The sequence below is a fragment of the Clostridium sp. LIBA-8553 genome, assembly GCF_057782465.1.
On record NZ_CM173489.1, the window covers coordinates 3,466,063 to 3,477,611 of the forward strand.

The 11,549-nt window shown below is 31.1% G+C and carries 11 protein-coding genes and 1 pseudogene; 2 read left to right on the forward strand and 10 right to left on the reverse strand.

Features of this window, described 5'->3' with window-relative positions:
* Positions 1-96: 96 nt before the first annotated feature.
* Complete coding sequence (locus tag AC2JAQ_RS15810; RefSeq protein ID WP_488457225.1) at positions 97-954, forward strand: tagatose bisphosphate family class II aldolase; 858 nt, start codon at positions 97-99, stop codon at positions 952-954.
* Between the two features lie 37 nt (positions 955-991).
* Positions 992-2,320: a class II D-tagatose-bisphosphate aldolase, non-catalytic subunit gene (locus AC2JAQ_RS15815; protein ID WP_488458809.1), complete on the forward strand. Its 1,329-nt coding sequence runs from the start codon at positions 992-994 to the stop codon at positions 2,318-2,320.
* Between the two features lie 63 nt (positions 2,321-2,383).
* On the opposite strand, the gene AC2JAQ_RS15820 is transcribed toward AC2JAQ_RS15815, so the two are convergent.
* The 10 genes and pseudogenes from AC2JAQ_RS15820 to rplI all read right to left on the reverse strand — a co-directional run bounded on the left by AC2JAQ_RS15820 (position 2,384) and on the right by rplI (position 11,548).
* Positions 2,384-3,109, reverse strand: coding sequence for a GntR family transcriptional regulator (locus tag AC2JAQ_RS15820; protein ID WP_488457226.1), 726 nt, complete (start codon positions 3,107-3,109; stop codon positions 2,384-2,386).
* A 137-nt stretch (positions 3,110-3,246) separates the two neighbouring features.
* Positions 3,247-3,510, reverse strand: a complete 264-nt coding sequence (gene yajC / locus AC2JAQ_RS15825; protein ID WP_488457227.1) for a preprotein translocase subunit YajC — start codon at positions 3,508-3,510, stop codon at positions 3,247-3,249.
* A gap of 16 nt (positions 3,511-3,526) precedes the next feature.
* On the reverse strand, positions 3,527-3,931 hold the full coding sequence (locus tag AC2JAQ_RS15830; protein ID WP_488457228.1) for a PTS sugar transporter subunit IIA: 405 nt from the start codon (positions 3,929-3,931) through the stop codon (positions 3,527-3,529).
* A gap of 95 nt (positions 3,932-4,026) precedes the next feature.
* The gene (locus AC2JAQ_RS15835) at positions 4,027-4,833 is read right to left on the reverse strand and encodes a PTS system mannose/fructose/sorbose family transporter subunit IID (protein WP_488457229.1); all 807 of its coding nucleotides are present in this window, start codon (positions 4,831-4,833) and stop codon (positions 4,027-4,029) included.
* A complete protein-coding gene (locus AC2JAQ_RS15840) occupies positions 4,833-5,624 on the reverse strand; it encodes a PTS mannose/fructose/sorbose/N-acetylgalactosamine transporter subunit IIC (RefSeq protein WP_488457230.1) in 792 nt (263 codons plus the stop codon). The genes AC2JAQ_RS15835 and AC2JAQ_RS15840 overlap by 1 nt, the downstream gene beginning before the upstream one ends.
* Positions 5,625-5,667: 43 nt before the next feature.
* The gene (locus AC2JAQ_RS15845) at positions 5,668-6,156 is read right to left on the reverse strand and encodes a PTS sugar transporter subunit IIB (RefSeq protein ID WP_423240316.1); all 489 of its coding nucleotides are present in this window, start codon (positions 6,154-6,156) and stop codon (positions 5,668-5,670) included.
* Between the two features lie 421 nt (positions 6,157-6,577).
* Complete coding sequence (proC, locus tag AC2JAQ_RS15850; protein ID WP_488457231.1) at positions 6,578-7,378, reverse strand: pyrroline-5-carboxylate reductase; 801 nt, start codon at positions 7,376-7,378, stop codon at positions 6,578-6,580.
* Between the two features lie 115 nt (positions 7,379-7,493).
* The gene (locus AC2JAQ_RS15855) at positions 7,494-8,828 is read right to left on the reverse strand and encodes a replicative DNA helicase (protein WP_488457232.1); all 1,335 of its coding nucleotides are present in this window, start codon (positions 8,826-8,828) and stop codon (positions 7,494-7,496) included.
* A 360-nt stretch (positions 8,829-9,188) separates the two neighbouring features.
* Positions 9,189-11,086 (reverse strand): annotated as a pseudogene (gene lonC / locus AC2JAQ_RS15860) (Lon family ATP-dependent protease).
* Positions 11,087-11,101: 15 nt separating this feature from the next.
* Positions 11,102-11,548, reverse strand: a complete 447-nt coding sequence (gene rplI, locus AC2JAQ_RS15865; protein WP_423240320.1) for a 50S ribosomal protein L9 — start codon at positions 11,546-11,548, stop codon at positions 11,102-11,104.
* Between the last annotated feature and the right edge of the window lies 1 nt (position 11,549).

Consider the following 11,549-nt stretch of genomic DNA (forward strand, 5'->3'; position numbering starts at 1 on the left):
TACTTAAAGACTAATTAATTGAGATAAGTACTAAAAAAGCAATTGGTGTAAAGTGGTTAACTATTAAAATAAATTAATTTATGAGAGGTGTTTTTTATGAATAAAATTAAATCTACTAAGGATATGCTTATAAGAGCGCAAAAAGGAGGATATTCTATTCCTGCTTTTAACATACACAATCTAGAGACTTTTCAAGTAGTTGTTGAGACTGCTGCTGAGCTTAACTCTCCTGTTATAATTGCAGGTACTCCTGGAACTATCGATTACGCTGGTCCAGATTATATAGTAGCTATGGCTGAAGTAGCCTCACAAAAATATAACATTCCAATAGCAATCCATCTTGATCACTTTGAAGATACTGAGCTTATAAATAGACATATATTAACTGGATTTAAATCTTGCATGATAGATGCTTCTCATCACTCATTTGAAGACAATGTAAATATAGTAAAGAAAGTTGTGGACTTTGCTCATAGATACGATGCTACCGTTGAAGCTGAACTTGGTAAACTTGTTGGAGTTGAGGATGACTTAATAGTAGATGAAAGTGATGGAGCTTATACAGATCCTGATGCAGCTTTAGAATTTGTTGAAAGAACAGGTATAGATTCACTTGCTATAGCAATAGGAACTGCTCATGGATTATATAAAGGAACTCCAAAACTTGATTTCGATAGATTAGTTAAAATTAGAGAAAAAGTATCTGTACCTCTAGTTCTACATGGTGCATCTGATGTTCCAGATGAATTAGTAAAAAAAGCTATAGAGCTTGGAATATGTAAAGTTAATGTTGCTACAGACTTAAAAATTCCATTCTCAGATGCAGTAAAAAAATATTTTAACGACAATCCAAAAGCTAATGATCCAAGAAAATATATGACTCCTGGTAAGGATGCTATGAAAAAAATAGTTAAACACAAGATTCTTCTTTGCGGTAGCAATGGTAAAGCCTAAGTCTTTAATTTAAGGAGGTTTTAAAGTGTTACACCCAATGAAAGATATAATAAGAAAGCAAAAGAATGGAATACCAGCTGGTATCTACTCTATTTGTTCTTCTAATAATTATGTTATTGAATCAGCTATGGAAAGTGCTTTAGAAAATAATAAATGCTTACTTATAGAAGCTACTGCTAACCAAGTTAACCAATTTGGTGGTTATACTGGCATGAAGCCAATAGATTTCAAAGAGTTTGTTTTTGAAATAGCTGATAAAGTTGGTTTTCCTAAAGATAAAATAATATTAGGCGGAGATCATCTAGGCCCGCTAGTTTGGAAATCACTTGATGAAGATACTGCTATGAACTATTCAAAATTCTTAATAAGAGAATATGTTTTAGCAGGATTTACAAAAATACACATAGATACAAGCATGCACATTGGGAATGACTTAAAATCCGGAAAATTTGGTGATGAAGTTATAGCTGAAAGAGCTGCTATACTTTGTGAAGTTGCAGAGGATGCCTTCAATCTTTTAACTAAATCTGATAAAGATGCCATGCATCCTGTTTATGTAATAGGTAGTGAAGTTCCTATACCAGGTGGTGGACAAGATGAAGAGGAAGAAGAACTTCAAGCAACTAAACCAAGCAACCTTGAAACTACAATAAAAACATTTAAAGATGCATTTACTAATCATGGGCTTGAGAAAGTATTTAATGAAGATGTAATTGCAGTTGTTGTTCAACCTGGAGTTGAATTTAATGGAGATACAATTTGGGAATATAACAGGGAAAAGGCATCTGCATTATCTGAAACTTTAAAGAAATATCCAACGCTTATTTTTGAAGCTCACTCAACAGACTATCAAACTCCATATGCTCTAAAAGAATTAGTTGAAGATGGCTTTGCAATATTAAAAGTTGGACCTGCTCTAACATTTGCTTTAAGAGAAGGATTATTCGCTCTTAGCTGTATAGAGGATGATTTATTCTCAAGAGATCAGAATATAGAACTTTCTAACTTCAAAACAATCTTAGATTATGCAATGGTTAAAGAGCCAGATAACTGGAAAAATCATTATAAAGGTAGTGGAAATAAAATTAAATTTGAAAGAAAATATAGCTTCTCTGATAGATGCAGATATTATCTTCCAAATTCAGAAGTTGATTACTCATTACACAAAATGTTATCAAACCTTAATTCAACTGAAATTCCACTAGCTCTTATAAGTCAATATATGCCTACTCAATATAAGAAAATAAGATTAAACCAATTAAAAAATGATGCTGAATCTTTATTAAAGGATAAAGTTAAAGAGTGTATTGATGATTATACTTTCGCAACTCAATACTCACTTGAAGAAGATTTAGTTCACGTATAATCTTAAAATAAAAACCACAGAAATATTTCTGTGGTTTTTTAATAGTTTATCTCTTTTCTTTTATTAATCTTCCTCTAACACTACAGTATATTCAAATTTATCTCCTCTTGAGATACTTACTGTATATTCTATAACTCTATTATTTTCAAATGTTACTCTTTCAATCCTCATTGCAGCTGTACCGTCTTCTACATTTAATATCTTAGAGTCACTCTTTGATATTAATATTGGTTTAAAACTCTCCTTAGCCTTAGTTATACTAACATTATAAACCTCTCTGAATATATCATACATAGGCTTTTCCTGAAGCATTTTTTCTTTTAAATCTAAAAATCTATACTCAGGTAAATAAGTAAACTCTAGCATCATTGGAATATTATCAGCTATTCTCAACCTTAATATTTTATATACCTGTGAATTTTCATCTACCCTTAACTTCTCCGCAATCTTCTCATCAGCTTTTATTAAATCAAAAGATAATATTTCAGAAGACGGATTTTTACCGAGTTTTCTCATTTCTTCTGTGAAACTATAAAATTTTAATAATTGCTGCTTATAAACCTTAGGAGATACAAAGGTTCCTTTTCCATGAATCTTGAATACATACTCTTTTCTTTCTAACTCTCCAATAGCTTGTCTAGCTGTTGTTCTACTAACATTATATTGATCACATAATTCTCTTTCAGATGGCAGTTTATCATTTTCCTTAAGTTCTCCTCTATTTATAAGATCAATTAGCTCAGTCTCTAATTGATGGTATAGAGCTATGCCTCTGCTTCTCTTAAACATTCTTCCACCCCTAATTTCTAATAATACTACTATAGTGTTATCATATTTATTCTTTTTTTTCAATATTTTTCTTTATAAAACATAAACTCACAGCACATAAGATACTGTGAGTTATTTTAAAACTATTATTTTCAATTTTATAGAACCTTAGAGATACAATATCTTTCAACTGTTATAGTAACATTCTTTGCCTTATCTATTACGACCTCTATAGTTTCTTTGTTAACCTTTGAAACCTTTCCATGTATTCCACTATTTAAAACAACATTTGATCCTACTTTTAAATTGCTTTGTTGCTCTATTATCTTGACTTTATCTTTATTAACTCCTCTAAAGCTCACAATATACCAAACTAAAAATATTGCTACTAATATTAATAAAATAATCATAAAAGTTTTCATTGGTCTCCCCACTTTCTTATACGTTTAATAATTCTCTTACGCTACAAACACTGTCTTTTCCATCATTTTTTATCTTTTCAACTAACTCTTTTATATTGCTAACACATTCTCTTTCCATTGTTGCTGTAACAACCATAGGTAAATTAACACCTGTAATTACTTCTACTGTCTCTGACTTATATAAGTTTAAAGCTGATTGATTCATTGGAGTTGCTCCTAATAAATCTACAAGAATTACTACTCCATCACCATCATTTAGCTCAGTGATTCTTTCTCCTATTTCCTCTCCAAAACTTTCAGCATCTTGTCCTCTTTTCAAAGATACTATTTGAAACTTTTCTTGTGTTCCACATATCATATCTATTGCATCCAAAATTCCTTTTGCCATTTCTCCATGAGTTGCTACTAATACCCCTATCATTCTTTTTTCCTCCTAAAACCTCTATTTATTAATAGAGTTTCCACCTAAACTAGATGGAAACTCTTAAATTTAAGCTAAATATACTTATTTAATTATTATGCAACTATTCCTAAAGCACCTAAAGCAGTAAATACTACGAACATGCATATAACTATTTTAACTGGACTCCATTTCTTATTTCTTAATAAATGGAATACTCCTACAACAGCTAAAACAGAAAGTAATTTAGGGAATAAGCTATCCAAAGTTGTTTGAAGAATAAACTCATATCCTCCAAAATTAGCTTGAATTGGAGTTGTTATGTTGATTATTGAACCAACCATACCACCAACAACTACTAATCCTAATATTCCAGCTCCAAAAGTAACTTTTTCCATAATACCTGCTGAGCTTGTAGCTAAATCAGCACCTTTTTGATAACCTAATCTTATAAGATTCCATTTAACAAATAAGTTCCAACCTATGAATATAACTTGTGTTATGATAAGAGCTATTAAAGCACCAGTAAAATCTTCAGTTAAAGCCATAGATGCTGGTATAGATATTAGTAATGGTCCTAAGATTGCGAACATCATACTATCTCCGATACCTGCTAAAGGCCCCATCATACCAGTCTTAATACCTCTGATAAGTTCTGGATCAGCTTTTTGCTCCTCTAAAGCAGCAACTATACCCAAGATAACTGTCGCACCATAGTTAGGACAAGTATTGAAGAACTCCATGTGTCTAGTTAAAGCGTTTTTCATGCCCTCTGGGTCATCTTTATAAACTTTCTTTAATATTGGTGATATAGAAATAGCAAATCCTAAGGCTTGCATTCTTTCATATGACCAAGAAACTTGTAATAATAAATGGTTTAAAAAGACCTGCCATAAATCTCTTTTCGTTATTTTAGATTCCATTAGAATTCGCCTCCTATCTGATCAAAATCTGCTTCATTATCTACTTTAGTGCCTTCATTTTTGTAATATAATTCAACGTAAATAACAGCAGTTATAAGACCTACTAAACCAACTGCGATCATTGGTAAGTTTAAGAAACATACTAAAATAAATCCCATGATAGCAAAGTACCATTGCTTAGTTATTGGTAAGTAGTTTAATAATATTGCAACCCCTAATGCTGGCATTGCATGACCTGCAGCAGCGAATCCATTAGTTAACCATACAGGAACTTTCTCTATAAATGCAGTTGCAACCTCTGAACCAAAATATGCTCCTACGAAAACAGGTATTGCTCTTGATAATCCCCATGGAACTGATCCAAATAAATGCCATTTCCACATGCCTTTTAAATTTCCTTTTGCAGCATGTGCATCTGCTTTATGAGCACAAATTCCAGTAGATAATCTTGCTAATACATCTAAGTATGATCCTAATAAAGCTATCGGAACTCCTAATGCGATACCACTTTCATAACTTCCTGTTAAATGTCCAAAAGTAACACCTAGAATAGCTCCAGTAGTATAGTCTGGAACAACAGCTCCACCGTATGAGTGAACACCTAGAGACATCATCTCTAAAGTAGCACCAACGAATAGACCAGTGTTTATATCTCCTAAGATAAGACCTGCTCCAACACCAGCGATTAATGGTCTATGCCATAAACCTAAGTAAGGACCTAACATCTCATTGATACTTAGGAAAGCCCACACAGAGAGTAGTAATATCTGTATAATTCCTATTTCTTGCATAAACATATCCCCCTAATTATTAAATTGTATAATTCCCTTAAAATTAATTATTGAAAACTTCTACTAATGGTTTAATGTCCTGTTTTGAATCTGTCGGAATCATTTGGAAGTAGCAATTAACATTCTTAGCTAATAAGCTTTTTAATGCTTCAAATTCAGGCTCTGTAACAAATAACTTTTCACTTAATTTCTTTGAATTTGGTTTATGAGTCATGTTACCCACATTTAAATCCATGTGCTTTAATCCACCCTCATAAAGTCTGTTAGCATCTATTACATCCTTAACTAATAAAAAAACTCTCTCATTAGGAGCTAGTCCTCTATTTAAGTATGCAATAACCTTATCAACTGGTTGCATTGATAATCTTACCTGCTTTGGAGCAGCTAATTTTAGTATTGCTTGTTGATTAGGATCGCTTGCTACCATATCATTAGCAACTATGATATGATTTGGATTTGTCATTTTAGACCAAGCTAAAGCAACTTGTCCATGAATTAATCTTCCATCAACTCTAAAATGTACTATTGGCATTTTCAATCCCCCTTTACTCTTGCTTTAATATATATATATGCTAATAGACAACTAGTAATACATCTTTGTAAGTATTTCATGTTGTTATTACCATCTTCCTTATATTTCCATTTTAAAACTTTTAATATCCTTATGCAATAGTTTTCAATATAATTTTATTTTAATTTTTTGTTATTTTATTGATAATTTTTACAATAAAAGTAATAAAATCAAAATCATTGTAACATCATATAAATTAATATAAAATAAAAAAACTCCTAGAATCTCTAGGAGTTTTTGTAGGAGTTTTATTATGTTTGTTTGTTATGTTTGTTATGTTTGTTTGTGTTTATCCAGTTCATGAATAATAATCAATTTCTAATTGATAATGATTATCATAACTAAATTATATATATGTTTTTATTTTTTGTCAATAAAAACATTACATTTTTTTAGATTTTTCTGCACATTTTTTCATTGCACTCATTACAGAACTTCTAAATCCGGTTTCTTCTAACTCTAAAACCGCTTCAATCGTTGTTCCTCCTGGTGAACAAACATTGTCTTTTAATTTAGCTGGATGCTCTCCTGTTTCTAAAATCATTTTAGCTGAACCTAATACTGATTGAGCTGCTAACTTATAAGCTTTCTCTCTAGTTATTCCTTCTCTAACAGCAGCATCTGCCATAGCCTCTATAAACATATAAACATATGCTGGTGATGATCCACAAAGAGCTATAAATCCATGAAAATCTTTTTCGCTTAATACCTCAGATTTTCCAAAGGCATTAAATATATTCGTAACTTCTGTTAGCTCTTCTTCACTTACTAATTCATTAGGGCAAATAGCACTCATTGCCTCACCTACTAAAGCTGGTGTATTAGGCATAGTTTTAACTATTTTAGTTTCTTTATTGAACCATTTCTCAACATCACCTAAATTAATACCAGCGGCAATAGTAACAATAACTTTATTTAAACCTATATAGTCTCTTATTTCTTTTATTATTTTTTCGTACATATATGGTTTAACAGCAAGAAATATTATGTCGCTATTATAACAAACTTCTTTATTATCAAGAGTTGTATTTATTCCTAAGCTCTCACTTATTCTTTTAGCACTTTCTTCTCTTGAACATGAGGCTATGATATCTTCTTTAGCAACAATACCTGATTTTAATATTCCACCAACCATGGCACTTCCCATATTTCCACAGCCTATGAATCCAATTTTCTTACTCATATCATCTTCTCCTCTAAAAATATAATATTGTAATTATTATATACCTTTTATATAAGGCTACCAACTATAAAATTAAAAGGACATATCAAATCAATATTGATATGTCCTAATTTCATTAAACATCTTTATGAATACCTTCATAATCTGCAAATTTACTGTATTGACCAAGCCATGCAAGTTTAACAGTCCCAACTGGGCCGTTTCTCTGTTTGGCTATTATACATTCACCCACGTTTTTATCTTCTGTCTCCTTGTTATAATATTCATCTCTATATAAGAACATAACAAGGTCAGCATCCTGCTCTATTGACCCTGACTCTCTAAGGTCAGATAACATAGGTCTGTGATCCGCTCTTTGTTCTGGCGCACGAGAAAGCTGTGATAAAGCTATAACTGGACATTCCATTTCCTTTGCTATAGCCTTTATATTTCTTGAGATTTCTGATACCTCTTGTTGTCTACTTTCCCCACTACCACTCATAAGTTGAAGATAGTCTATAAGTATAAGATCTATTCCATATTCCATTTTAAGTCTTCTGCATTTAGATCTCATTTCCATTACTGAAACCCCAGCAGTATCGTCTATGTAAATTTTTGCTGATGCTAGTGGTCCTGATGCTCTAGCTATGTTGTCCCAATCTTCAGGGCCTAATTTACCAGTTCTAAGACTTAGCATATCAACATTTGCTTCTGAACATAATAATTTATATGCAAGCTGTTCCTTTGACATCTCTAGAGAAAATATAACCACACTTTTTCCCTCTCTTAATGCAGCATGTTCTGCTATATTAAGAGCAAATGTAGTCTTACCCATAGATGGTCTAGCAGCAATAAGCACCATATCTCCTTTTTGGAATCCAGATGTCATCTCGTCCAAATCCTTAAATCCAGAACCAACACCTGTAAGCTCTCCTTCATTATTAAATATGGCTTCTATTTGTTCAAAACCTCTTTCAAGGACAGCGCTTAATGGTTCAAAATCATTTGATGATCTCTTTTCTGATAAATCAAATATCTTCTTTTCAGCTGAATCTATAACCTTCTCAACATCGTCTTGATTGTTATAGCAGTTCTCTATAATCTCAGTAGAAGATTTTATAAGCCTTCTTAACATTGCTTTTTCATCAACTATTTTTATATATGATTTTATATTAACTGTACTAAGTACAGATGCACTTATTTCCGTTACATAACTTATACCACCAGCTTTTTCAAGTCTATCTGTAGATTTTAAATATTCTAATAAAGTTAACTGATCTACAGCCTGATCTCTTTGATACATTTCAATTATGCTTTGAAATATCACCTTATGAGCATCTCTATAAAATGAATCCTTATTTAAAACCTCTGCTGCTTGAGCGATGGTAGTTCTATCTATTATCATTGCACCTAAAACAGATTGCTCTGCTTCTATACTTTGCGGCAAACTCTTCATTACTGGTGTCTCCATTATTCCTAAATTTCCTCCTTTCCTTGAAAATAAAATTTCTAATATTATTAAAAATTTTTAGATAATTTAATTGACCTAAAAACATTCTTAGTTTAATTTCTTTTATAAATTTATATAATCACTAAATTTATACTATATCATAAAGTATGTTATAAATCCAATTTAATATAATGCTTTTTTTCTTAATTCTAACCTATTTAAAACAATATAAATCATGTATTATCTTAATTTAAATAAATTAAAATAATCTATATATATAATAAATTAAATTTATTGAAAAAACTATAAAATTATTTTGTTTATTATATGCTTTTAATAATTACATTTAAAAAGCCTAGAGAATTACTCTAGGCTTCTTTATTAATTAAATGCTATATCCATAAGCTCTTCAATAGAACTTATAGCTCTAACTTCTATATCTTCTAATCCTTTAGGGATTTCATTTTCATTGTCTTTAGGAACAGTTACTAACTTAATTCCTTTTCTTCTAGCACCGTATATCTTTTCAAATATACCTCCAACTGGCTTAATCTTTCCTCTTAAAGAAATTTCTCCAGTTATAGCTAAATCTTGTCTTATTGGTTTTTCTAATAAAGCACTCATTATACATATTGTTATTGCTGCTCCTGCAGAAGGTCCATCAATTTTTCCTCCTCCAATTACGTTAACATGTATATCATAATCATGTATATCCTTATCAGTAATCTTTCTTATTACAGATGCAGCGTTAAATACAGAATCCTTAGCCATAGAACCAGCCGTATCATTGAATCTTATTCTTCCAGCGCCCTTTTTCTTAGCTTTAAAAGCAGTAGCTTCAATCTCTATTGTTGAACCTAAGAATCCTGAAACTCCAAGACCATAAACATGACCTACTTCTTTATTCTCTAAGTTTTCTAATATTTCATATGGAGTAAATCTTCCAATGCTTAAAACCTCATTTAAATCTTTTGAAGTTATTTCTAAGTCTTCTGGAACTTCTCCTTCTAATCCATAAATAGCATGACCATAAGCATCTGCTAATATATTAACAGCTCTTCTACCTTCTATAGTGTAAGATGCTATTTTCTTTTCTAAACCTTCTTCAAGTTTAACGTTAAGTTTCTTAGCTGCATTTAAAACTATCTTTTCAATGTCTTTTGATGATAGTGGTTCAAAATAAACCTCTGTACATCTTGAACGTAGAGCAGGATTAATTTCACCTGGTTCTCTCGTTGTTGCTCCTATTAGAACGAAATCTGCTGGAGCTCCCTTATCAAAAAGATATTTTATATATTTAGGTGTATTTTCATCATCTGGATCATAATAAGATGATGAGAATTCAACTCTCTTATCTTCTAAAACTTTTAAAAGTTTGTTTTGAAGTATTTCATCTAATTCTCCAATCTCGTCGATGAATAATATACCACCATGTGCTTCAGTAACTAAGCCTGGTTTTGGTTCTGGTACCCCTATTTCTGCTAAATCTCTTTACTACCTTGGTATATAGGATCATGAACTGAACCTAAAAGCGGGTTTGTAATTTCCCTTGGATCCCATCTTAAAGTTGTTCCATTAACTTCTATGAAATTTGATCTATCGTCAAATGGAGTTGACTTTAATTTTTTCGCTGTTTCTAAAGCGATTCTAGCAGCTGTTGTTTTACCAACCCCTGGAGGGCCATAAAGAATTATATGTTGAGGATACGGTGAAGCAAGTTTTGAAAGAAGTGATTTAACAGCTCTTTCTTGACCTACAACTTCCTCAAATGAATCAGGTCTTAATAAAGACATTATATTCTTGTTTGGAACTCTTTCATCTAATTCTTCAAGTTCCTCAAGTTTTTTCTCTGTCTTAGCATTCTCAGGACCTTTTTTCTTTTTCATTATGTTTACTCTAAGTTCATCAACATACTTTTCTTGCTTTTCCATTAAGAATTGTTCAACTTCTTTTTCTATTTTGTTTTGAACATATCTTCTAGCAATAGCATCTGATATCATAGCACAAACATCTTCTAAAGCCTCATTTATATTTTCTTCAGTTGGAATTTCGCTTAATCCCTTTCCTTCAGAAACAATTTTGCTTAATCCATAAAGTCTTTCATAAGGATCACTTGAATTTATATAATTTTGTACTTTAAATCTTATAACTCTTGCTCTAAATGCACCTTCATCTAATATGTTATTTATTATATCTTTTAGTGCTTCAACTTGAGATTCTACTCCCAGTTCGCTATTCATAACATCTTGTAGAACCTCTAATTCTTTAATTGATTTCAAAATAGAATCCTCCTCTTATTGAACAGGAACAACCATAACCTTCATTTTTGTTGAAACTTCTGGATATAGTTTAACTTCTATGTTATAAGTTCCTGCAACTTTTATTGTATCCATAACTATTTTCTTTTTATCAACTTCTACATTAAATTGTTTTTTGATAAGTCCAGCTACGTCTTTGCTTGTTATAGCTCCAAATAATTTTCCATTGTCTCCAGCCTTACCTTCGATTTTTATTACTTTATCTTTTAAATCAGCAGCTAAAGCCTGAGCAGCTTCTAATTCAGCTAATTTTTGTCTTCTTTCATTTTCTTTTTTATTATTTAATATATGAAGATTGTTATCTGTAGCTTCTTGAGCTAATTTTTTTGGAAATAAAAAGTTTCTTGCATATCCATCTGATGCATTTATAACATCGCCCTTTTTGCCTAGTTTTTTAACGTCTTGAAGTAATATTACTTTCATT

What these genes read in the sequence shown, in the direction of transcription:
- AC2JAQ_RS15810 (WP_488457225.1), top strand. Translation starts at nt 97, where the DNA reads ATGAATAAAATTAAATCTACTAAGGATATGCTTATAAGAGCGCAAAAA.
- AC2JAQ_RS15815 (WP_488458809.1), top strand. Translation starts at nt 992, where the DNA reads ATGAAAGATATAATAAGAAAGCAAAAGAATGGAATACCAGCTGGTATC.
- AC2JAQ_RS15820 (WP_488457226.1), bottom strand. Translation starts at nt 3,109, where the DNA reads ATGTTTAAGAGAAGCAGAGGCATAGCTCTATACCATCAATTAGAGACT.
- yajC (WP_488457227.1), bottom strand. Translation starts at nt 3,510, where the DNA reads ATGAAAACTTTTATGATTATTTTATTAATATTAGTAGCAATATTTTTA.
- AC2JAQ_RS15830 (WP_488457228.1), bottom strand. Translation starts at nt 3,931, where the DNA reads ATGATAGGGGTATTAGTAGCAACTCATGGAGAAATGGCAAAAGGAATT.
- AC2JAQ_RS15835 (WP_488457229.1), bottom strand. Translation starts at nt 4,833, where the DNA reads ATGGAATCTAAAATAACGAAAAGAGATTTATGGCAGGTCTTTTTAAAC.
- AC2JAQ_RS15840 (WP_488457230.1), bottom strand. Translation starts at nt 5,624, where the DNA reads ATGCAAGAAATAGGAATTATACAGATATTACTACTCTCTGTGTGGGCT.
- AC2JAQ_RS15845 (WP_423240316.1), bottom strand. Translation starts at nt 6,156, where the DNA reads ATGCCAATAGTACATTTTAGAGTTGATGGAAGATTAATTCATGGACAA.
- proC (WP_488457231.1), bottom strand. Translation starts at nt 7,378, where the DNA reads ATGAGTAAGAAAATTGGATTCATAGGCTGTGGAAATATGGGAAGTGCC.
- AC2JAQ_RS15855 (WP_488457232.1), bottom strand. Translation starts at nt 8,828, where the DNA reads ATGGAGACACCAGTAATGAAGAGTTTGCCGCAAAGTATAGAAGCAGAG.
- rplI (WP_423240320.1), bottom strand. Translation starts at nt 11,548, where the DNA reads ATGAAAGTAATATTACTTCAAGACGTTAAAAAACTAGGCAAAAAGGGC.